At 72.5% G+C, this 21,749-nt stretch carries 17 protein-coding genes; 12 read left to right on the forward strand and 5 right to left on the reverse strand.

Annotated features, from left to right (window positions below; all coding sequences use genetic code 11):
• Window positions 1–10: 10 nt before the first annotated feature.
• Window positions 11–1,966 (forward strand): M13 family metallopeptidase, encoded by a 1,956-nt coding sequence (locus ISU07_RS02990; RefSeq protein ID WP_323742396.1) that lies wholly within the window; start codon window positions 11–13, stop codon window positions 1,964–1,966.
• 103 nt (window positions 1,967–2,069) lie between these two features.
• Here the strand turns inward: ISU07_RS02990 and ISU07_RS02995 are convergent, their stop codons facing one another.
• Entirely contained in the window at window positions 2,070–2,885 is an 816-nt protein-coding gene (locus ISU07_RS02995) for a M55 family metallopeptidase (protein ID WP_194705234.1), read from the reverse strand.
• Window positions 2,886–3,014: 129 nt separating this feature from the next.
• Here ISU07_RS02995 and ISU07_RS03000 point away from each other — a divergent pair, with 129 nt between their 5' ends.
• The gene (locus ISU07_RS03000; RefSeq protein ID WP_194705235.1) at window positions 3,015–5,123 is read left to right on the forward strand and encodes a RecQ family ATP-dependent DNA helicase; all 2,109 of its coding nucleotides are present in this window, start codon (window positions 3,015–3,017) and stop codon (window positions 5,121–5,123) included.
• A gap of 123 nt (window positions 5,124–5,246) precedes the next feature.
• On the opposite strand, the gene ISU07_RS03005 is transcribed toward ISU07_RS03000, so the two are convergent.
• Window positions 5,247–6,740, reverse strand: a complete 1,494-nt coding sequence (locus ISU07_RS03005; RefSeq protein ID WP_323742397.1) for a DHA2 family efflux MFS transporter permease subunit — start codon at window positions 6,738–6,740, stop codon at window positions 5,247–5,249.
• A gap of 87 nt (window positions 6,741–6,827) precedes the next feature.
• Between ISU07_RS03005 and ISU07_RS03010 the strand changes: the two genes are divergently transcribed.
• Together ISU07_RS03010 and ISU07_RS03015 are read left to right on the forward strand one after the other, a co-directional pair.
• A complete protein-coding gene (locus tag ISU07_RS03010; RefSeq protein ID WP_194705236.1) occupies window positions 6,828–9,473 on the forward strand; it encodes a DEAD/DEAH box helicase in 2,646 nt (881 codons plus the stop codon).
• Window positions 9,466–10,137, forward strand: a complete 672-nt coding sequence (locus ISU07_RS03015; protein WP_194705237.1) for an SWIM zinc finger family protein — start codon at window positions 9,466–9,468, stop codon at window positions 10,135–10,137. Before ISU07_RS03010 ends, ISU07_RS03015 begins: the two co-directional genes overlap by 8 nt.
• Before the next feature lie 120 nt (window positions 10,138–10,257).
• Here ISU07_RS03015 and ISU07_RS03020 read toward each other — a convergent pair whose 3' ends face one another.
• Window positions 10,258–11,019 (reverse strand): hypothetical protein, encoded by a 762-nt coding sequence (locus ISU07_RS03020; protein WP_194705238.1) that lies wholly within the window; start codon window positions 11,017–11,019, stop codon window positions 10,258–10,260.
• A 44-nt stretch (window positions 11,020–11,063) separates the two neighbouring features.
• On the reverse strand, window positions 11,064–11,633 hold the full coding sequence (locus ISU07_RS03025; RefSeq protein WP_323742398.1) for an SACE_7040 family transcriptional regulator: 570 nt from the start codon (window positions 11,631–11,633) through the stop codon (window positions 11,064–11,066).
• 46 nt (window positions 11,634–11,679) lie between these two features.
• On the opposite strand from ISU07_RS03025, the gene ISU07_RS03030 reads away from it, so the two are divergent.
• From ISU07_RS03030 to ISU07_RS03055, 6 genes are all read left to right on the forward strand, one after another.
• Window positions 11,680–13,275, forward strand: a complete 1,596-nt coding sequence (locus tag ISU07_RS03030) for a carboxyl transferase domain-containing protein (protein WP_323742399.1) — start codon at window positions 11,680–11,682, stop codon at window positions 13,273–13,275.
• 127 nt (window positions 13,276–13,402) lie between these two features.
• Window positions 13,403–15,265, forward strand: coding sequence for an acetyl/propionyl/methylcrotonyl-CoA carboxylase subunit alpha (locus ISU07_RS03035; RefSeq protein ID WP_194705240.1), 1,863 nt, complete (start codon window positions 13,403–13,405; stop codon window positions 15,263–15,265).
• Complete coding sequence (locus ISU07_RS03040; RefSeq protein WP_194705241.1) at window positions 15,265–16,200, forward strand: hydroxymethylglutaryl-CoA lyase; 936 nt, start codon at window positions 15,265–15,267, stop codon at window positions 16,198–16,200. Before ISU07_RS03035 ends, ISU07_RS03040 begins: the two co-directional genes overlap by 1 nt.
• 111 nt (window positions 16,201–16,311) lie before the next feature.
• Entirely contained in the window at window positions 16,312–17,391 is a 1,080-nt protein-coding gene (locus tag ISU07_RS03045) for a hypothetical protein (RefSeq protein ID WP_194705242.1), read from the forward strand.
• Window positions 17,388–18,542, forward strand: a complete 1,155-nt coding sequence (locus ISU07_RS03050; RefSeq protein ID WP_194705243.1) for a hypothetical protein — start codon at window positions 17,388–17,390, stop codon at window positions 18,540–18,542. Before ISU07_RS03045 ends, ISU07_RS03050 begins: the two co-directional genes overlap by 4 nt.
• A complete protein-coding gene (locus ISU07_RS03055) occupies window positions 18,539–19,765 on the forward strand; it encodes a hypothetical protein (RefSeq protein ID WP_194705244.1) in 1,227 nt (408 codons plus the stop codon). The genes ISU07_RS03050 and ISU07_RS03055 overlap by 4 nt, the downstream gene beginning before the upstream one ends.
• Here ISU07_RS03055 and ISU07_RS03060 read toward each other — a convergent pair.
• Window positions 19,726–20,406, reverse strand: a complete 681-nt coding sequence (locus ISU07_RS03060; RefSeq protein WP_194705245.1) for an EcsC family protein — start codon at window positions 20,404–20,406, stop codon at window positions 19,726–19,728. The genes ISU07_RS03055 and ISU07_RS03060 overlap by 40 nt on opposite strands.
• 53 nt (window positions 20,407–20,459) lie before the next feature.
• Here ISU07_RS03060 and aat point away from each other — a divergent pair, with 53 nt between their 5' ends.
• Both aat and ISU07_RS03070 read left to right on the forward strand, forming a co-directional pair.
• The gene (gene aat, locus ISU07_RS03065) at window positions 20,460–21,134 is read left to right on the forward strand and encodes a leucyl/phenylalanyl-tRNA--protein transferase (RefSeq protein ID WP_194705246.1); all 675 of its coding nucleotides are present in this window, start codon (window positions 20,460–20,462) and stop codon (window positions 21,132–21,134) included.
• Window positions 21,135–21,237: 103 nt separating this feature from the next.
• Window positions 21,238–21,735 carry a hypothetical protein gene (locus tag ISU07_RS03070; RefSeq protein WP_194705247.1) on the forward strand — a complete coding sequence of 166 codons (498 nt, stop codon included), beginning with the start codon at window positions 21,238–21,240 and terminating at the stop codon, window positions 21,733–21,735.
• Window positions 21,736–21,749 lie beyond the last annotated feature (14 nt).

The following is a 21,749-nucleotide window of genomic DNA, read 5'->3' on the forward strand; positions in this document are numbered from 1 at the left end:
CTCGTGCCCCGTGAGCATCCTGGACGACGCCCGCGCGGGCATGGACGCGGGCATCCGTCCGCAGGACGACCTCTTCGGGCACGTGAACGGCCGCTGGCTCGAGGACGAGGACATCCCGGCCGACCGGTCGAGCTGGGGACCCTTCGTGCAGCTGGCCGACCAGGCCGAGCACGACGTGCACGCGATCATCGAGGAGCTCGCCGCGGCCGGCGGTGACGGTGACGTCAGCGGGGACTCGCAGAAGATCGCCGACCTGTACCACTCGTTCATGGACGTGGAGCGGGTGAACGAGCTCGGGGTGAAGCCCGTACGGCCGCTGCTGGAGGCGGCGGCCGAGCTGCGCGACCTCCGGGACCTGGCGGCGTTCCTCGGCGACTTCGAGAAGCGGGGCGGCGGCGGGCTGTTCCAGTCCTACGTCGACAACGACGACCGCGACGCGGACCGCAACATCGTGTACTTCCGGCAGGGCGGCCTCGGCCTGCCGGACAAGAGCTACTACCTGGACGACAAGTTCGCCGAGACCCGCGAGAAGTACGTCGCGCACGTCGAGCGGATGTTCGCCCTCGCCGGCCACGACGACCCGGCCGGCTCCGCCGCGACCGTGCTGCGTGTCGAGACCCGGCTGGCAGAGGGCCACTGGGAACGCGCGGAGACCCGCGACGTCATCAAGACCTACAACCTGAAGACGTACGCCGAGCTGAAGGACCTCTGCCCGGGCTTCGACTGGGACGGCTGGATCCTCAACCTGGGTGGTACGGGCGACTCGCTGTTCGAGACCTGCGTCCGCCAGCCGTCGTACCTCGAGCACCTCTCGACCGTCCTCGTCGAGACGCCCGTCGAGGACTGGCGCGTCTGGATGGCGGCGAAGATCGTGCGCGCCGCCGCGCCGTACCTCTCCGACGACTTCGTGCAGGAGAACTTCGACTTCCACGGCCGCACGCTCAACGGCACGCCCGAGCTGCGGGCCCGCTGGAAGCGCGGCGTCAGCCTGGTCGAGGGCTCGATCGGCGAGGCCGTCGGCCGCGAGTACGCCGAGCGGCACTTCCCGCCGCGCAGCAAGGCGATGATGGACGAGCTGGTCGCCAACCTGCTCGAGGCCTACCGCAGGTCCATCACCGACCTGGAGTGGATGGGCGAGGAGACCAAGCAGAAGGCGTTCGAGAAGCTCGACACCTTCATGCCGAAGATCGGCTACCCGGTGAAGTGGCGCGACTACTCGACGCTGAAGTTCTACCGCGACGACCTCATCGGCAACGTGGCCGCGGCGTCGTCGTTCGAGACCGCCCGCCAGCTGGCCAAGATCGGCGCTCCCGTCGACCGCGACGAGTGGCTGATGCTGCCGCAGGCCGTCAACGCCTACTACAACCCCGGCACCAACGAGATCTGCTTCCCGGCCGGCATCCTCCAGAAGCCGTTCTTCGCCCCGGACGCCGAGCTCGCCGAGAACTACGGCGGCATCGGCGGCGTGATCGGCCACGAGGTCGGCCACGGGTTCGACGACCAGGGCTCCCAGTACGACCCGCACGGCAACCTCCACGACTGGTGGACCGCCGACGACAAGGCGGCCTTCCAGAAGAAGTCGAAGGCGCTGATCGAGCAGTACGACGGGTTCGAGCCGCGCGCCCTCCCCGGCGAGCACGTCAACGGCGCGCTCACGGTCGGCGAGAACATCGGCGACCTCGGCGGCCTGGCCATCGCCCACAAGGCCTACTCGATCGCGCGCGAGGCGGCCGGGGAGAAGGTGTCGCAGGAGGACAGCCAGAAGCTGTTCATGAACTGGGCCTTCTGCTGGCGCACCAAGCGCCGCAAGGAGACCGCGCTCCAGTACCTGACGATCGACCCGCACAGCCCGCCGGAGTTCCGCGCCAACATCGTGCGCAACCTCGACGAGTTCCACGCGGCCTTCGAGACCACGCCCGACGACGGCCTCTGGCTCGACCCCGAGGACCGGGTTCGGATCTGGTGAGACGAGCCAGGTCGGGATACCCGCTCGAGCGGGTATCCCTGACGTTCGGCGTCGTTGCAACGACGCCACAGCGTCAGGAACGACGCCACAGCTGAGTTCCCGACTACTCCGCAACCCCGCGAGTCAGCAGTACCTGGGTGACGAAGGTCTGGTAGACCGCGAGCGGGTCGCGACCGGTGATCGTCGTCGTACGCCCCTCAACCGATCCACCCACCCACGCGGCCATCGTGGCCTGGTCGGCGGTCCGCCAGTCGACCTCGACGACGACCTCGTCGCCGAACGAGGGAGCCTCGGTGTCGGCGGCCTTCGCGACCGCGCGCTCGGCCCCGTCGCGGACCAGCTCGCACGCCCGGTCCGGGTGCAGGCTCTCGGCCGCGAACCGGCTCACCGCCCGCTTCACCTGCACCGCCTCGATGCCCGGGCAGAAGGGCGCCGCCTCGGGGCCCACGGTCTGGTCGCCGGTCACCAGCACGACCGGGACGCCGTACGCCGCCGCGACGAGTGCGTTGAGCCCGGACTCGCCGGCGACGGTGCCGCCGATGCGTACCTGGTGCACGGCCCGCGGGTTGTAGGTGTGCGACAGCACGCCGGCGCTGCCCATCGAGCCGTGGTACCCGACGTAGAGCACCGCGCCGAAGGAGTCGTCGAGCCCCTCCATCATGTACAGCGGCTTGTGCGAGCCGGCGAGGTACGACGCCCGCCCGTGCAGCTCTCCCGGCGGCAGGTTCCTCATCACGGAGTGCGCGTCGTTGACCAGGATGTCGGTCGCGCCGCCGGCCAGGGCGCCGTCGATGGCGGCGTTCACCTCGGCGACGAGCAGCCGGCGGCCCTCCTCGTACGCCGTCCCGGGCGCGCGGCACTGCTCCCAGTCCACGATCCCCGCCACCCCCTCCATGTCGACCGAGACGAACACCCGCATGCGGCCACCCTGTCACGCGGCCCCGCTGGTCTCGACACGCTCGGCCGTGGCCGGCCTCACGGCTCGACCAGCACAGGTGCTGTGGAGAGCAGACCGACCCTGTCCCAGCCCGCTGGTAGACATGCGGGCATGCCGGCCCCGACGACGACCGACGCGACGTCGACCAGGGAGCGCGCCGAGGAGCACCTCCGCGCGCTGGTGGGGCGCGAGGACGTCGTGCTCTACGACGACCAGTGGGCCGCCATCTCCGCGCTGGCGGTGGACAAGCGCCGGTCGCTGGTCGTGCAGCGCACCGGGTGGGGCAAGTCGGCGGTGTACTTCGTGGCCACCCTGCTGCTGCGCGAGGAGGGCGCCGGCCCGACCGTGATCGTCTCCCCGCTGCTGGCCCTGATGCGCAACCAGATCGCGGCGGCCGAACGGGCCGGCATCCGCGCGGTCACCATCAACTCCACCAACATGCAGGACTGGGAGCCGATCCAGGACCAGATCCGCGCCGGCGGGGTCGACGTGCTGCTGGTGTCTCCCGAGCGGCTGAACAACCCCGGCTTCCGCGACGAGGTGCTGCCGCGGCTGGCCGCCACGACCGGGTTGCTCGTCGTCGACGAGGCGCACTGCATCTCCGACTGGGGTCACGACTTCCGGCCGGACTACCGGCGGATCCGCACCCTCCTGGGCGACCTGCCCGACGGCGTACCCGTCCTGGCCACCACCGCCACCGCCAACGCCCGCGTGACCGCCGACGTCGCCGAGCAGCTCGGCACCCACGTGCTGGTGCTGCGCGGGTCGCTGGACCGCGAGTCGCTGCGGCTGGGCGTCGTCCGGCTGAAGACCGCCGAGCAGCGGCTGGCCTGGCTGGCCGACCACCTGGCCGAGCAGCCGGGTTCCGGGATCGTCTACTGCCTCACGGTGTCGGCCACGCAGGAGGTGGCCGGCTACCTGCGCTCGCGCGGCCACGACGTGCACGCGTACTCCGGCCAGACCGACCCCACCGAGCGCTCGGCGCTGGAGTCCCAGCTCGCCGCCGGCGAGGTCAAGGCGCTGGTCGCGACCAGCGCGTTGGGCATGGGCTTCGACGCGGCGCTGGGGTTCGTGGTGAACCTCGGGGCGCCGCAGTCCCCGGTCGCCTACTACCAGCAGGTCGGCCGCGCCGGCCGCGGCGTCGACGACGCGTCGGTCGTGCTGCTGCCGGCCCTCGAGGACCGCGACATCTGGGCCTACTTCGCCTCCCTCGCCTTCCCGCGCGAGGAGCTGGTCCGCCAGACGCTCGCCGCGCTGGCCGAGGAGGACCGGCCCCTGTCGACCGCCGCGCTGGAGACACGGGTCGAGCTCAGCCGCACCCGGCTGGAGACGATGCTCAAGGTGCTCGACGTCGACGGGGCCGTCCGTCGCGTCGGTGGCGGATGGACCGCGACGGGTGAGCCGTGGGCCTACGACGCCGAACGCTACGCGCGGGTCGCCGAGGCCCGCGAGCGGGAGCAGCAGGCGATGCTCGACTACCTCGCCACCGACCGCTGCCGGATGGAGTACCTCCGCCAGCAGCTCGACGACCCCGGTGCGGTTCCCTGCGGTCGCTGCGACAACTGCGGCGGCCTCACCCTGTCGGGGGCGATCTCGGAGGAGGCGATGACCGCCGCCGCCGAGCGCCTCGCGCGCCCGGGGGTCGTGGTGGCGCCTCGCAAGATGTGGCCGACCGGCCTGGCCGCGATGGGCCTCGACCTCAAGGGCAAGATCGCCGACGCGGCCGAGGAGGGCCGCGCCGTCGCCCGGCTCACCGACCTCGGCCACGGCGCCGCCCTGCGGGCGCTGTTCCGTGCCGATGCCGAGGACGGCCCGGTGCCCGTGCCGCTGGTCAACGCGGTCCTCGAGGTGCTCGGCGACTGGCGCCCGCCCGTCTCGGCGATCGCGGTGGTCGAGTCGGCGACCCGGCCGACCTTGGTCAGCGACCTGGCCGCGGGCCTGTCCCGCTACCTGCAGGTGCCGGTGGCGGGCACCTACGCGATCGTGGACGAGTCGATCCCACCCGGCCGGGGTGCGGTGAACTCCGCCCAGCGGGTCGCCGCGGTCTCCCGGCGGTTCGCGTGGCGTCCCGACCCCGACGCACCCTCCCTCGAGGGTGCCGAGGTGCTGCTCGTCGACGACCAGTCGGTCACCGGCTGGACCCTGACCGTGGCCGCCCGCGACCTGCGGGCGGCCGGGGCCGCCGCCGTCCACCCGCTCGTCCTGGCGACCACCGGCTGAGGCGGCTTGTCACCTCACCGGGTCTCGAGACGCGTGGCTCGTCCCTGAGCACGCTCGGTCCGAGCCCACGCTCCTCGACCTGGCGCCTGATCGTGGTCCTCGCAAGCTCGGACCGCGCGGCGCTCAGTGCATGACGACGGGCGGCGCGGCCTCACCGGCCTCGTCGTCGAGCAGGTGCGACTCCTCCTTCTTGCGCGGCAGCATGAAGGCGGGCACCAGGGTCAGCACGACCAGCACCCACGCGACCCAGAACGTGTCGGCGTACGACGTGGCGGCCTCGTGCGGCGACCGGGCGTCGTTGAGGTGAGCGGTGAGGATCACCGACATCAGCGCCACCCCCACCGAGCTGGCGATCTGCTGGGTGATGTTGAGCAGCGTGGAGCCGCGGGCCACCTCGTGGGCCTTGAGCGTCTTCAGGGCCGAGGTGAACAGCGGCATCATCGTGCCGCCCATGCCGAGGCCCATCACGACGAGCATGGCAATGAGCACGCCGTAGGAGGTGTTCTCGTCGACCTGGGTGAGGCCGAACATGCCGACCACGATCAGCACGATGCCGACCGGCACGATCCGGCCGACCGGGAGCCGGTCGCTCAGGTTGCCGGCGATCGGCATGGTGAGCATCGCGCCGATGCCCTGGGGCGCGACCAGGATGCCGGCCATCAGGGCGGTCTCGCCGCGGATGTTCTGGAAGTACGTCGGCACCAGCAGCAGGCCGCCGAAGAACGCCGCGGCGAACAGGAACATGGTGATGATCGAGATCGTGAGGTTGCGGTTCTTGAACAGCCTCAGGTCCAGCAGCGGGTGCTCGGGACGGAACGTGTGGAACACGAAGGCGACCACCAGGGCCAGGCCGAGGATGCCGGTGACCCAGACCCGCGTGTAGCCGTGCTCGCCGGCAGCGGCGCCGGGGATCGAGGAGACGCCGTAGAGGAAGAGCGCCAGGCCGGGCGACATCAGCGCCATGCCGAGGAAGTCGAAGGACTCCGACGGCTGCGGGGAGTCCTTCGCGAGGACCACCCAGGCGTAGGCGATCGCGATGACGCCGAGCGGCACGTTGATCAGGAAGATCCAGTGCCAGCTGGCGTGCTCGATCAGCCAGCCGCCGATGATCGGGCCGAGGATCGGGCCCAGCAGCATCGGGATGCCGAGGATCGCCATCAGGCGGCCCATCCGGTGGGGGCCCGCCGCCTTGGTCATGATCGTCATGCCGAGCGGCATGAGCATGCCGCCGCCGAGGCCCTGGAGCACCCGGAACGCGATCAGCATGTTGATCGAGTCGGCCAGCGCGCAGAGGGCGGAGCCGAGGGTGAACAGGCCGATGGCGGCCAGGTAGAGGCGCTTGGTGCCGAAGCGGTCGGCGGCCCACCCGGTCAGCGGGATGACCGTGGCCAGCGCGAGCGTGTAGCCGGTGACGGTCCACGCGACCGTCGAGTAGGCGAGTGGCTCGGCGCCGTCGGCCAGGTCGGTCGCGAACGTCGGCAGCGCGACGTTGACGACCGTGATGTCGAGGATGGACATGATCGCGCCGAGCACGACCACGCCGGCGATCTTGAGGACCGCGCCGTCGATGTTGTCGGGGTATTCGGGAGCAGCGTTGTCGGCCGAGGCTTGTGTCACCGGTCCAGCGTAGGTTCGGGCACCGACACCCCACCAATCCGTTTCGCCGTGGGCGAAACGGCCGTGTGAAAGGTCTGTGACGTCCTGGTGAACGCCGTGCCACTCTCCGGCCCGGCGACCCTGCGCGTCGCCGATCCGCCGCGGGACGGCGTGGTCGAGTTCACCGACTCGGCGCACACCGTCGCGCTGCCGGTCCGCGAGGCGCTGCCGGCCCTGGCGCGGGCCCGACGTGAGGCGCGTCCGCACCCGACCGTTGCGCTGCTGGCCGAGGCGAGCCTGCTGGCGCTGCGTCTGGTCGGGGCGGGCCGCTTCGAGCCGGGCGGGGACCGCTGGCTGCCCGGTCCGCTGGAGCCGGGCGAGGACGAACGCGTACGCCGCCTGGCCGACGAGCTCGACGGCGACCCGTCGACGGTGCACGAGCTGGTCGCGGCGGTCGTGGACGCACTGCCGCGCGGCCGGCCCTCCGAACGGACGGCGGCCTTCCGGCGACGCCTCGACGCCGAGCTCGCGCGCCCGCGACGCACGGCCTCGTCGCTGCCCGCGCTGGTCACGATCTCGCTGCGCGTCGAGGCCGACGAGGCGGAGCTCGTCGCCGGGTCGGTGCGGCTGGTGCTGCAGGTGCACGACGAGCTCGACCCGCTGCACTTCTGCGAGGCGGCGCTCCTGTGGACGGGCGCGCCCGAGGACCACGGGTTCGGCGAGCGCGCCCGCACGCACGCGGCGATCGCTCTGCGTGCCGCGGCGAGCGCCTGGCCGGTGCTCGACCGGCTCCTCGAGCTCCGGGTGCCCGACGAGATCGCCCTCGACACCGACGAGCTGGTCTCGCTGCTCGACGACGGCGTCACCGCCCTCCGCCGGATCGGCGTCGACGTGCTGTGGCCCCGCAGCCTCGGACGCGACCTGACGACGCGGGCCGCGCTGGAGCACCGCGACGGACAGGGGCGCGAGGCGCCGCTGATGACGGGCCTGTTCGGGCCGGAGGCGATGTTCTCGTTCAAGTGGCAGGTCGCCCTGCACGGCGAGCCGCTGTCCGACGCGGAGATGCGCCAGCTCGCCGCGAGCGCCAGCCCGATCCTCAAGCTGCGCGGGGCCTGGACCGTCGTGGACCCGTCGGTCGCGCGCAAGGCCAAGAAGCGGCTGATCCGCACCGTGACCCCGGTCCAGGCGGTGGCGGCCGCGCTGACCGGCACCGTCGAGGTCGAGGAGGGCGAGCAGGAGGTGGTGGTCGGCGCCAGCCTGCTGCCGGTCCGCGAGCGGCTCCTGGGAGCGGCCACCCGCGACCCCGTACCTCCTCCGACCGGGCTGCGCGCGACCCTGCGCGACTACCAGCGACACGGGCTCACCTGGCTCGACACCCTGACCACGCTCGGCCTGGGCTGCTGCCTGGCCGACGACATGGGTCTCGGCAAGACGATCACCCTCATCGCGCTGCACCTGCACCGGCGGGAGACGATCGACGAGGCGCGGCCCACCCTGGTGGTCTGCCCCGCGTCGCTCCTCGGCAACTGGGAGGACGAGATCGCGCGGTTCGCCCCGGACGCCGCCGTACGCCGCTTCCACGGCGGTGCGCGGTCGCTGTCCGACCTCGACGGCGGCTTCGTGCTGACGACCTACGGCACGCTGCGTTCCGACCACACGGGTGCGGGCGACCAGACCCGTCTGCGGGACGTCGACTGGGGCCTGGTCGTCGCCGACGAGGCGCAGCACGTGAAGAACCCGACGTCGACCGCCGCCCGCGCCCTGCGGGCCATTCCCGGCACGGCCCGGGTGGCGCTCACCGGCACACCGGTCGAGAACAACCTCACCGAGCTGTGGGCGATCCTCGACTGGGCGATCCCGGGCCTGCTCGGCAGCCGCAACGCCTTCCGCAAGGTCTGGGCCGCGCCGATCGAGTCCGGCCGGCACGAGGACAAGACCCGGCAGTTCGCCGACCTGGTCGGGCCGTTCGTGCTGCGCCGCAAGAAGTCCGACCCCGGCATCGCGCCCGAGCTGCCGCCCAAGACCGAGACCGACCACCCGCTCGGCCTGACCCGCGAGCAGGCCGTCCTCTACGAGGCGTTCGTCCGCGACACGATGGAGCGCATCAAGCGCGCCGACGAGGACAGCCGGCGCGGGCTCGTGCTTGCGCTGCTGACGGGCCTGAAGCAGATCTGCAACCACCCGGCGCAGTTCCTCAAGCAGTCCGGCGCGGTGCGGCTCACGGGCCGGTCCCACAAGATCGACCTGCTCGACGAGCTGCTCGGCACGATCGTGGCCGAGGGGGGCGCGGCGCTGGTGTTCACCCAGTACGTCGCCATGGCGCGGCTGCTCGAGACCCACCTGGACCGTCTCGGCATGGCCCACCAGTTCCTGCATGGCGGCACCCCGGTGCGCTCGCGCGACGCGATGGTGCGGGCGTTCCAGGCCGGCGAGGTGCCGGTGTTCCTGCTCTCGCTCAAGGCCGGAGGCACGGGTCTCAACCTCACCCGGGCCGACCACGTCATCCACGTCGACCGCTGGTGGAACCCCGCCGTCGAGGACCAGGCCACCGACCGGGCCTACCGCATCGGCCAGGACAAGCCGGTCCAGGTGCACCGGATGGTCACCCGCGGCACCATCGAGCAGCGGATCGCCGAGCTGCTCACCCGCAAGCGCGCGCTCGCCGACGCGGTGCTGACCCGCGGCGAGACCGCGCTGACCGAGCTCGGCAACGACGAGCTGCGCGACCTGGTCACGTTGCGTCGCGATGAGTGAGCGCGTCACCCACCCGCGGATCCGGCCCCGCCGCGGGGCGGCCCGGGCCACGACGTGGTGGGGCAAGGCGTGGGTGAGAGCCTGCGAGGAGTCGGCGTACGGCGAGGCCGAGCTGCGCACCGCCCGCACCCTGGCCCGCGGTGGTGGCGTCGGGGCCATCTCGGTGGCGCCCGGCCGGTACCTCGCCGCCGTCGAGGACGGCGAGGAGCTCTGGACGACCACCACGGGGCTGCCGGTCCTGGACGAGGCCGACCGCGCGGCGTTCGTCGAGGCCGTCGTGGCCGAGGCGGGCCGGCTCCCCGCCCTGCTCGCCGGTGACCTGCCGCACGGCCTGGTCGAGCACGCCGAGGAGGCCGGCGTCGAGCTGCTCCCCTACGGCGGCGAGCTGTCCTCCTCCTGCACGTGCGCCGCCTGGATGGACCCGTGCGCGCACGCGCTGGCGGTCGGCTACCAGGTGGCCTGGCTCGCCGACGCCGACCCGTTCGTCCTGCTGGCCCTGCGCGGCCTGCCGCGCGAGGAGCTGCTCGCCCGCCTTCACGACCGCGAGGAAGCCCGTTCCGACCAGCCCGACGACGTCGCGCTGGCCGCCGACGCGGCGGCGCGTGCCCGGCGGGTGCTGGAGCTGCTGGAGTCGGGCGAGACCGACGTCGGGCATCTTCTCTAGGCCCTACGTTCCTCACCGGGTCTCGGCACGCGTCACCCGTCCCTCGCAGGCTCGGTCCGAGTCGATGCTCCTCGACCTGGCGCCTGACCGCGGTCCTCGCAAGCTCGGACCGCGCGGCACTCAGAAGTCGTAGGTGAGGCAGCCCTTGTCCCGCATCATCTGCCACGTCAGCTCGTCGACGCTCCCGGGCGGCTTGGCGTCGATCGCGTTGAGCTCCTGGAGCCGTTCGACGACGCGCGACGTCTTCTCGTCGTACTGGCCGGTGATGCGCTTGGGGCCGAGCAGGTCGACGTCGACCAGCAGCTGTTGCAGCGCCCGGATGTAGACGCCGTCCTTGGTCGTCGCGTGCATCCCCACCTTGAGCTTGGGGAAGGTCGCCGGCACGAGCACGCACAGGCACTGCACGTGGATCTTCACGCCGGGCTTGAGGTTGGTGACGAAGTCCCGGGCGTGGGCCGACGTCATCTGCATCGCACAGGGGTCGCGGATGGTGTCGTACGGGCCGAGGTAGGCGACGTACGTGGGGGGCACCTGGTTCGCATCCCCGTAGAGCGTGTTGCACGACTTGGACGTCTCGAGGTACTTCACGTCGTTGGTGCCGTTGGCCGAGACGGCGTTGTAGAGCTCGCCGGCATCCTGTTCCTCACCCCAGCCGACGACCAGGATCTTCTCGCCGGTGCAGTCGAGGTTCTGCAACGGGACCCCGAGGCCCAGGGGGTCCTGCGCAGAACCAGAGGCGCTGGGGCTGCCGGTCGGTCCACCGGGAGGGTCGGCGTTCCCCGCCTCGGGGCTGCCGGTGCTGAGGCCGACGACGACCCCCGCGACGACCCCGACGAGGGCCGACGCGAAGAGCGCGACCGTACCTCGGGCGTCCCACCGCATACCTGTGAGACTAGTTGGGGCATCGATGTGGTTGCGTTCGCTCGTCAACTGAGTGACTTCAGGCCCAGCGAGCCCAACGCCATCCCGGCCAGCAGCTCCCGCATCGCCGACTGGGGGAGCCGGCTGCTGTGCGGGGTGGAGTTGATCAGCCCGAACGCCGCGTGCGCCATCGCCTGTGCACGGTCGGTCGTCAGGTCGGGGTCGCGGCGCCGCAGCTGGTCGGCCCACAGGTCGACGTACTCCCGCTGGAGCGACCGCACCCGCTCGCGCGCCTCGACGGCCAGCGACTGCCAGTCGCGGTCCTGGACGACGATGAGCGATGGCTGAGCGAGGGCGAACTCGACGTGCCAGTCGACCAGGGCGGCGAGCGCAGCGTCCGGGCTGTGGGCCTGCGCCACCCGTTCCTGCCCCTCGGTGAGCAGCCGCTCGCTGATGGCGACGAGCATCTCGGCCAGGACGTCGTCCTTGGAGTCGAAGTGCTTGTAGAGCGCCGGTCCGCTGATCCCCACCGCCCGGCCGATGTCGCCGACGGACACGCCGTGGAAGCCGCGCTCCGCGAAGAGTCGCGCGGCCACCTCGAGGATCTGGCTGCGCCGGTCAAGGGTCCGCTCCACGGCAGCAGGGTAGCGCCTGCGGTTAACGAACGTTAACCTCTGTCTCGTGAGTGAGCTGTCCGCCGACGTCGCCGAGCTGCGCGAGCGCCTGGCCATCGTCCGCCGCGGCGGATCGGAGTCCGCGCGCCAGAAGCACCTCGACCGCGGCAAGCTGCTCGTCCGCGACCGGGTGGACCGGCTGCTGGACCCGGGCAGCCCGTTCCTGGAGCTGAGCCCGATGGCGGCGTTCGGGATGTACGGCGCCGGGCCGGACGACCTGTACGCCGTCCCGGCCGCCAGCATCGTCACCGGCATCGGCCGCATCAACGGGCGCGAGTGCGTCGTGGTGGCCAACGACGCGACGGTCAAGGGCGGCACGTACTACCCGATGACGGTCAAGAAGCACCTGCGCGCGCAGACCATCGCCGCCGAGAACCTGCTGCCCTGCGTGTACCTCGTCGACTCCGGAGGCGCCTTCCTCCCGATGCAGGACGAGGTGTTCCCGGACAAGGAGCACTTCGGCCGGATCTTCTTCAACCAGGCCAACCTGTCGGCGCGTGGCATCCCGCAGATCGCCTCGGTGATGGGTTCGTGCACGGCCGGCGGCGCGTACGTCCCGGCGATGTCCGACGAGTCCGTCATCGTCAAGGACCAGGGCACGATCTTCCTCGGCGGCCCGCCGCTGGTGAAGGCCGCGACCGGCGAGGTCGTCACCGCCGAGGAGCTCGGTGGTGGCGACGTGCACGCCCGCAGGTCCGGCGTCGTCGACCACCTCGCCGAGGACGACGCGCACGCCCTGGCCATCGTGCGGTCCATCGTCGGCACACTGCCGGATTCGTCGGTGATTGGGCAGAAACGCCGGTCTGAAACCGCTTTCAGCACGCGTTTGGTCCCAAACGCCAGTGCCGCCGAGGTCGAGGAGCCGCACGAGGACCCCGGTACCTTGGCCGACGTCGTACCCGCCGACACCCGCACGCCGTACGACGTGCGCGAGGTGATCCGGCGGATCGTGGACGGGAGTCGGTTCCACGAGTTCAAGCAGCTGTACGGCGAGACGCTGGTGACCGGGTTCGCGCACGTCTGGGGTCACCAGGTCGGCATCGTGGCCAACAACGGGATCCTGTTCAGCGAGTCGTCGCTGAAGGGTGCGCACTTCATCGAGCTGTGCAACCAGCGCGGCATCCCCCTGGTCTTCCTGCAGAACATCACCGGCTTCATGGTCGGCAAGGAGTACGAGAACCGCGGCATCGCCCGCGACGGCGCCAAGCTGGTGACCGCCGTCGCCTGCTCGGTCGTGCCGAAGTTCACCGTGGTCATCGGCGGGTCCTTCGGCGCGGGCAACTACGGCATGTGCGGCCGTGCGTACGACCCGCGCTTCCTGTGGATGTGGCCCAACGCCCGCATCTCGGTGATGGGCGGCGAGCAGGCGGCGTCCGTGCTGGCGGAGGTGCGCCGCCCGGACGACCCGGTGCCCGTCGAGGAGTTCAAGGACGGCATCCGCGACCAGTACGAGTCGCAGGGCTCGCCGTACTACTCCACGGCCCGCCTCTGGGACGACGGCGTCATCGACCCCGCCGACACCCGCCGCGTGCTCGGCATGGGGCTGTCCGTCGCCTCGCACGCCCCGATCCCGGCGCCGTCGTACGGCGTCTTTCGGATGTGAGACGCGCAGTGACGTGCGAGGAACGAGCGCGGCGCGTGGGCGCGGCCAGGTCGAGCACGCCCTGCGACCGAGGGACGAGGTCGCAACGGGCGCGTCGAGACCCGCTGACCGGACCGAGGAGCGCACCATGATCCGCCGCCCCATCCACACCGTCCTGGTCGCCAACCGCGGCGAGATCGCGCTGCGGGTCATCCGCGCCTGCCGGGAGACCGGCCGCCGCAGCATCGCGATCTACACCGACGTCGACCACGACGCCCCGCACGTGCGGGCGGCCGACGACGCGGTGCGCGTCGGCAGCTACCTCGACATCGAGGCCGTCGTGGCCGCCGCCCAGGAGTGCGGCGCGGACGCGGTGCACCCGGGGTACGGGTTCCTCTCCGAGCGATCCGCCTTCGCCGCCGCGCTCGAGGCCGCCGAGATCCGCCTGGTGGGGCCGTCCGCCGCGGTGATGGACGCGATGGGGCGCAAGGACGCCGCCCGCGAGATCGCCGTGAAGGCAGGTGTGCCGGTCGTGCCGACCGGGGAGGACGCCCCGATGCCGGTCCTGGTCAAGGCCGCGGCCGGCGGCGGCGGCAAGGGCATGCGCATCGTCCGGCGCGCCGAGGACTTCGACGAGGCCGTCGCCGCCGCGAAGCGCGAGGCGCTGTCGGCGTTCGGCGACGACACGATCCTGGTCGAGAAGTACGTCGAGCACGGCCGCCACATCGAGGTGCAGGTACTCGCCGACCACCACGGCAACGTCGTGCACCTGCACGAGCGCGACTGCTCGACCCAGCGCCGCCACCAGAAGGTGCTCGAGGAGGCGCCCGCGCCGACGATCAGCGACGACGTACGCCGCCTGGTCACCGAGAGCGCGGTCGCGCTGGCCCGCGAGGTCGGGTACACCAACGCCGGGACCGTCGAGTTCCTGCTCGACACCGATACCGACGAGGCCTACTTCCTGGAGATGAACACCCGCCTCCAGGTCGAGCACCCGGTCACCGAGGCGGTCACCGGCCTGGACCTCGTCCACCTCCAGCTCGACGTCGCGGCCGGTGAGCCGCTGCCGTTCGACCAGCAGGACATCCGCGTCGACGGGCACGCCATCGAGGCGCGGGTGTACGCCGAGGACTCGTTCGGCGGCTTCCTCCCGCAGGCCGGCAAGGCGACGCTGGTGCGCTGGCCCGACGGCGGGTCTCGAGACGCTCGCTTCGCTCGCTCCTCGACCACCGAAAGCGAGCTCGCTGGCGCTCGCACTCTGTCCAAGATCAGAGTCGACCAGGCGCTGGAGACCGGACAGGTCGTGAGCACGTCGTACGACCCGATGCTCGGCAAGGTGATCGCCCACGGGCACGACCGCGAGGCCGCGCGCCGCGCGCTGGTCGCCGCCCTGGACGACACGGTGATCCTCGGGCTGACCACGAACGCCGGGTTCCTGCGCGCCCTCGTCGCGAGCGACGAGTTCCGCACCGCCTCCATCGACACCGCGTGGCTCGACCACCACGACGTACCTCCCCCGGACGCGGCCCCGGCCCGTCAGCTCGCCGCGTGGGCGGTGTTCGAGCGGGACCGCGCCGTCGACGGGCCCTTCGTGTCCGACGGGTTCCGCATCGGGGCCGACCCGGCGCCCGTGGTCATCGAGCTCGACGAGCCGGTCACCCTCGGACCGGCTCCCGTGACACCGCCGCTCGCGACCGTGCGCCACGACCGGGTCGAGGTGGCGTTCCAGGGGCAGCGGTTCGTCTTCGACCGCGCCGACGTGTTCGCCGACCACGGCCCGGTGGCCGGGGACGGCTCGATCGTCGCGCCGATGCCCGGCACGGTCCTGGACGTCCGGGTGGCGGTGGGCGACGTGGTCGCCGAGGGCGACGTGCTCGGCGTGGTCGAGGCGATGAAGATGGAGCTGGCCCTGAAGGCGCCGTTCGCCGGCACCGTCGCGGCCGTCGACGCGGCCGTCGGCGGACAGGTGTCCCTGGGTCACCAGCTGTTCGTGATCGAGAAGGAGTCCTGATGGACCGCCCCGCCGTCGTGCCGCTCGCCGGACTGCCGGAGCGCGTGACGATCTACGAGGTGGGCGCCCGCGACGGCCTCCAGAACGAGTCCGCCCTCGTCCCCACCGAGGTCAAGGCCGAGCTCGTCACACGGCTGCTCGACGCCGGCCTGCCGATCGTCGAGGCGACGTCGTTCGTGCACCCGAGGTGGGTCCCGCAGCTCGCCGACGCGGCCGAGCTGATGTCCCTGCTGGTGGACCGGCTGGGTGACCGCGGCCGCGACCTCCCCGTGCTGGTGCCCAACGAGCGTGGCCTCGACCGCGCACTGGAGCTGGGCTGCCGTCACATCGCGATCTTCGGCAGCGCGACCGAGACCTTCGCGGCGAAGAACCTCAACAGCACCCTGGACGGCCAGTTCGCGATGTTCGAGCCGACCGTACGCCGGGCGCGGGAGGCGGGCGTCGACGTGCGGGCCTACGTGTCGATGTGCTTCGGCGACCCCTGGGAGGGCGCCGTACCCGTCGCCCAGGTCGTCGACGTCGGCAAGCGGCTCTTCGACCTCGGCGCCAGCCAGCTGAGCATCGGCGACACCATCGGCGTCGGCACAGCCGGCCACGTGACCGCGCTGGTGGACGCCTTTGTCGAGGCGGGGCTGGGCACTGAGCACCTGGCCATGCACTTCCACGACACCTACGGCCAGGCCCTCGCCAACACCCTCGCTGCCCTGCGTGCCGGCATCACCACCTTCGACGCGAGCGCCGGCGGCCTCGGCGGCTGCCCGTACGCCAAGTCGGCCACCGGCAACCTGGCCACCGAGGACCTCGTCTGGTTCCTGACCGGCCTCGGGATCGAGCACGGCGTCGACCTCGACGCCCTCGTCGCGACGAGCGCCTGGCTGGCCGGCCACCTCGGCCGCCCGAGTCCTTCTGCCGTCGTGCGGGCGCTGAGCGGCTGAGGCCGCGAGTAACGCACCCAGAACCCGTCTCCTGCCCCCGTACATGGGGGTAGGAGACGGGTTGCGGGTGCGTTACTCACCGACCCCGCCCCGTGCGCCACAATCGGGGGCATGAGCCGGGTCGTCCACCTGCACATCGGTGCGCCGAAGACGGGGACGACGTACCTCCAGCACCGGCTCTCCCGGAACGTCAAGAACCTCGCCCGGCACGACGTCCACTTCCCGACGCGCAACCCGCTGGTCTCACCGGAGCTGTTCCAGTTCCGCGCGGCGCTCGACCTGCTCGGCCAGGACTGGGGCGGTCAGCCCGGGCACGCGGACGGCGCCTGGCCGCAGCTGGTGAAGCGGCTGACGTCACGCAGCGGCACCAGCATCGTCAGCCACGAGATCCTCGCGCCCGCCCGGCCCGAGGTGATCGCCCGGGCGATGCGCGACCTCCAGGGCTGCGAGGTGCACGTCACCTACTCCGCCCGCGACCTGGCCCGCGCGCTGCCGGCGGCCTGGCAGGAGAGCGTCAAGCAGGGCCGGAAGTGGCCGTACCGGCGCTTCCTCAACCGGGTCGAGAACGGCCATCCCTGGTTCTACCGGGCCTTCGACCTGCCCAGCGTGCTGGCCAACTGGAGCGGCGGCGTGCCCCCCGAGCGCATCCACCTCGTCACCGTGCCGCAGCGCGGCGCCGACCCGGGTGAGCTGTTCCGCCGGTTCTGCACGGCGTTCGGCATCGACCCGGCCTGGGCGCCGCTGGACAGCGACCGGCTCAACACGTCCCTGGGTGTCGCGGAGACGCAGGTGATCCGACAGCTGAATCGCCGGATGGACCGCGCCACCCGCCGCGAGAAGGAGTACGACGAGCTGATCCGCGAGCTGCTCGCCCAGGACAAGCTCGTGCACCGCGACTCCGAGCCGGTGCGGCTTCCGCCGGCCCGGTTCGCGTGGGCCACCGAGCGGGCCGAGAGCTGGATCGAGTGGGTCAAGGAGAGCGGCATCCACGTCGTCGGCGACGTCGACGACCTGCTGCCGGTGCCGCCGGCCGAGGGCGAGCCGTACGTCAACCCCGACAAGGTCCCGGCCCGCGCGGTGCTGGCCGCCGCGGTCGACGCCCTGTCGGCGATGACCCGCGAGGCCGCGTCGCGTCCGGATCCGCGCCACACGCTGTCCGCACGCATCCGCCAGTTCCGCGAGCAGACGTGATCGAGACCGTTGACGAGCCGGAGGTCGGCGAGCGGCGTGCGTGGGGCTGGGTCGCCCACCTGACCGACGGCGGTACGACGCCGTGGCGCGACTGGTCCGGCCTGGGCGCCTCGCAGGGCCGGTACCTCCCGGGCGCCCAGCAGCTGGAGCTGCTGCGCCGCCTCAACCTGTCCGGCCGCCCCGACCCGGAGGTCGCCGCGGCCGTGCTCGCGTCGAGCCCGGCGGGCCGCGGACGCCCCGACCTCGAGCTGGTCGGCGCCGGCCCGGAGTCGGAGTTCGGGCCCGCCCCGGTCGACCCCGCCGCGCTCTCGGCCGGCGAGCTGGTCCGCGTCGCGGCCAGCGTGCTGGCCGACCAGCTCGTCGACGCCGGGCCGCTGCCGGTCGCCGAGCCGCCGCGGCCGTCCTGGTGGCGGCGCGGGTACCGCCTGGTCGGCGACCCCGAGCTGGCCGACGGGCTGCGCGAGCAGCTGGTCGCGCGCGGCCGGCCGCCCGGGGGCCGGGAGCCGCGGATCCTCGTGGTCGGCACCGACCTGGCCACGATGACGGCGCACGCGTGGGGGCACCGGGCCTTCGGCGAGGGCGTCAACGCGTGGGGCGAGTGGCTGCGGCTGCTCCGCGAACGGTCCGAGCTGCCCTACGGCGCCGACCTGCTCGCCGCCGCCCGGGTGTGGGAGCGCCGCGTCGGGAAGACCCGGGTCGCCGTCGTCCTCGACCCCGCGGCCGTCCCGAGGCTCGCCGGCGACAGGAGACGGCTCGCGGCCCCGACGTACCTGCCCGGCGAGGCCGGGGAGCTGGCCCGCAAGGTCGGCTCCGTCCTGGCCCTGCTGGTGCTGCCCGAGGAGGGCGAACGACTGCTCCGCCTGCGGCTGCGGCCGCGCGTCCGGCGCCACGCCCACCGGGTGCACGGCGCCCTCCCGCTCGCCGTACCCGCCCAGCACCGCGACTGGCTCGAGGGCGCCGCGGAGCGGATGCGCCGGGGCATCAAGCGCGCTGGCTACGCTGTGCACGGCAACCTGGACGACCTCGTCCCCCGCTGGACCTCGCTCGAGGACTCTCCTGAGATCTCTCAGGCGCCGTCGCCCGAGGCGACGCTCGACCTCGCCGTCCGGGTGCTGCTGGACGACGAGGCTGACGACAGGAGCGGACGATGACCCGGCGGGTCCTGCTGCACGTCGGCACCCCCAAGACCGGGACGTCGTACCTCCAGGACGTCCTCTTCCGCAACAAGCGCACCCTCGCCGAGAACGGGATCCTGTACGCCGCGGACCGGCACGACGCCCACTTCCTGGCGGCCCTCGACCTGATGCGCCTGCCGTGGGGCGGTCTGGAGCGCGAAGCCGTGGGCGCGTGGGACCGGCTGGCCGAGCAGGTGCGCGGCTGGCACGGCGAGACCGCCGTGATCAGCCACGAGATCCTGGCTGCCGCGTCGCGCGCCCAGGTGGGGCGGGCGCTGGCCTCGCTGGGACACGAACGCCAGGGCGGCGGCGTCGAGGTGCACCTGGTGCTCTCGGTGCGCGACCTGGTGCGGCAGATCCCCGCGGAGTGGCAGGAGAACATCAAGCACCGCAGCGGCATGAGCTACCGGCGGTTCCTCGCACGGATCACCGACCCGACCCGCAACAGCCGGATCGCGTCGTGGTTCTGGAGCGTGCAGGAGATCCCCGAGATCCTCGACCGATGGGGAGCCGACCTGCCCCCCGAGCGCGTGCACGTCGTCACCGTGCCGTCACCGGGCGGTGCGCCGGACCTGTTGTGGAAGCGGTTCAGCCAGGTGTTCGGTCTCGAGGGGATGGACCTCCACCTCGAGGAGGAGCGGGTCAACCCCTCGCTCGGCGTCCCCGAGACGGCCCTCATCCGCCGCATCAACCGGTCGGCCAACCGGGTGCTGCCGCCGGCCGACTACCGGCCGCTGGTCCGCGAGCTGCTCGCGCACCAGACGCTGTCGCGGCGGGTGCTCTCCCCGCGGCTGGCGCTGCCGCCCGAGCAGGTGCCGTGGGTGCAGGAGCGCGAAGCGGCGTTCGTGGCGGCCATCGAGCGCCGCGGGTACGACGTCGTCGGCGACCTCCACGACCTGCGCGGCAACGCCGGGCTGCACCCGTTCGTCGACCCCGACAAGCCGCGCGAACGAGACGTCGCTGGTGCGGCGGTCGACGCGATCAAGGCGCTGCTGCTGGAGACCGCGCGGATGCGCGCCGAGGAGGAGCGGCTGCGCGCCGAGCTCGACGAGACGCGCGACGCCCTGTCTCGGTCCTACCTGCGGCCGTCGTACCGGCTGCGCGAGAAGGCGGTGAAGGGTCTCACCCGCGGCCGGGTCGGGCGGGGGCTGCTGAGCGTCTACCGCTTGGCGCGCGGCAGGAGCTCGCGGTCGGCGTAGCGCCCGACCTTCCACGTCGCGAAACCGTCGGCGCCCATGCCGACCACGCCGCCGACCAGCGGGATCCGGCGGCCGATGGTGGTGGCCAGCCGCTTGCCGGCCACCCGGGTGATCAGGTCGCTGGCGACCACGGTCGAGACGACCTGGTCGAGACCGGCGTCGTGCGCCGGTGCGGTGGCCAGCGCCATCGGCGGTGCGGGCACCTTCTTGGACTTCACCAGGCTGTTGACCGCGTCCTCGCCGAGCAGGGTCACCAGGATCGCGTTGCGCACCCGCGGGTCGTGGAGGTCGTACCCGCGCAGGTGGGCGATCCCCGCGATCATCCGGCACTGGATCAGCGCCAGCCCGGTGATGTTGGCGGGGATGGTGACGGCCGCGGTGACCAGGCCGCCGAGGTTCGTCACGAACCCCTGCGCCCCCGCGAGCCGGACGTGGTTCTCGATCACCTCGTGGATCGCCCGCTCGACGTCGCCGTGCTGCTCGGCCAGCTGCTTGTCGGCCGCCCTGGCCGCGGGTGGGAGCGGTCCGATGCCGTGGATGGCGCGGTTGAGCGCCTCCCGCACGAACGCCGTGGTCAGACCGGGTGCGACGCCCGCGATGCGCGGCGCGAGCTGGCGGCCCACGGTCTGCTTGACACCCATGCGTGAAGCCTACGTGGCGGCCGCGAGACCGACGGGACACCTACGGTGGTCCCGTGCGCACCGAGCCCCCGCCCAGCCAGTGGGGCTTTCCGGGTCCGGGGCGCTTCGACCCCGAGGACGACCTCGTCGCCGCGGGCGCGGACCTGGAGCCCGGCACGTTGCTGGCGGCCTACCGCCGCGGACTGTTCCCGATGCCGTCGGGCCGGCGGGGCGACCCGATGCTGTGGTTCTCGCCGGTACGCCGCGGGGTGCTGCCGCTGGACGGGCTGCTCGTGTCCCGGTCGCTGCGTCGCTCGGTCCGCCGGTTCGAGATCCGCGTGAACACCGCCTGTGCGGACGTGATCGACGCCTGCGCCGACCCGCGCCGACCCGCCGGGTGGATCGACCCGTCGATCCGCGCGGCGTACCTCGAGCTCCATCGCCTCGGCTGGGTGCACTCGGTGGAGGCGTGGCGCGACGAGCGGCTGGCCGGCGGGCTGTACGGCGTCTCGATCGGCGGGCTGTTCGCCGGGGAGTCGATGTTCCACCGGGAGACCGACGCGTCGAAGGTCGCCCTGGTGGGGCTGGTACGCCTGCTGGAGGACGACCCGGGCGAGGCGCGGCTGCTGGACGTGCAGTGGCGCACGCCGCACCTGGCGTCGTTGGGCGTCGTCGAGGTGGCCCGGCGTGCGTACCTGGACCGGCTGCCCGCAGCGCTGGCGGCGGCCGTCCCGGCCGCGTTCGCCTGATCGTCCCCGGCGGGCTCGATTCGGGTTCCTTGGGCCGGTCGGGCATGGTGGAGGGCGTTTGCCAGCAGTCCGCACCCCGCCCCGTCCCGGAGGAGCTCCACCCGTGAAGCGCTTGTCCCTGCTCGCCGTACCTCTGCTGCTGCTCGGCCTGCTGTCCGTGCTCCTGGCCGGCTGCGGGAGCGACTCGTCCTCGACCGCAGCGTCCGACGAGCCCACGACGGCCAGCTCCTCGGGCGCCTCCTCGGGCGCGGACGACCAGGCCCAGAAGGTGACGGCCTTCTGCAACGTGATCGTGAGCATCGCCTCGCAGTCCCAGCAGAGCACCAGCGACGCCGACGCCCTCAAGCTGCTCAAGAAGGTCGGCGAGGAGTTCGACCAGATCGGGGCGCCGGACGACATGCCCGAGGACGCGCAGCGCGCCCTGCAGCTGGCCATCGACAAGATCAAGGCGATCCCGGACGACGCCACGGCCGAGGAGGTCGCGAAGGCGGCCGGCGACCTGACCGCCGCGCAGAAGAAGGACCAGGCCGCGCTGGGGCAGTACGTGCAGGAGAAGTGCATGCCGGCCGCCAGCGCGTCCAGCAGCCCGTCGGGCAACTGACCCGGAGCTCGGAC

It is taken from the genome of Nocardioides islandensis, assembly GCF_015352455.1.
GTDB classification, from domain to species: domain Bacteria; phylum Actinomycetota; class Actinomycetes; order Propionibacteriales; family Nocardioidaceae; genus Nocardioides; species Nocardioides islandensis.

Coding starts and splice junctions, on each gene's coding strand:
- ISU07_RS03040 (WP_194705241.1), top strand. CDS start 15,265: ATGGACCGCCCCGCCGTCGTGCCGCTCGCCGGACTGCCGGAGCGCGTG.
- ISU07_RS02995 (WP_194705234.1), bottom strand. CDS start 2,885: ATGCGGGTGTTCGTCTCGGTCGACATGGAGGGGGTGGCGGGGATCGTG.
- ISU07_RS03055 (WP_194705244.1), top strand. CDS start 18,539: ATGACCCGGCGGGTCCTGCTGCACGTCGGCACCCCCAAGACCGGGACG.
- ISU07_RS03060 (WP_194705245.1), bottom strand. CDS start 20,406: ATGGGTGTCAAGCAGACCGTGGGCCGCCAGCTCGCGCCGCGCATCGCG.
- ISU07_RS03020 (WP_194705238.1), bottom strand. CDS start 11,019: ATGCGGTGGGACGCCCGAGGTACGGTCGCGCTCTTCGCGTCGGCCCTC.
- ISU07_RS03015 (WP_194705237.1), top strand. CDS start 9,466: ATGAGTGAGCGCGTCACCCACCCGCGGATCCGGCCCCGCCGCGGGGCG.
- ISU07_RS03000 (WP_194705235.1), top strand. CDS start 3,015: ATGCCGGCCCCGACGACGACCGACGCGACGTCGACCAGGGAGCGCGCC.
- ISU07_RS03045 (WP_194705242.1), top strand. CDS start 16,312: ATGAGCCGGGTCGTCCACCTGCACATCGGTGCGCCGAAGACGGGGACG.
- ISU07_RS03035 (WP_194705240.1), top strand. CDS start 13,403: ATGATCCGCCGCCCCATCCACACCGTCCTGGTCGCCAACCGCGGCGAG.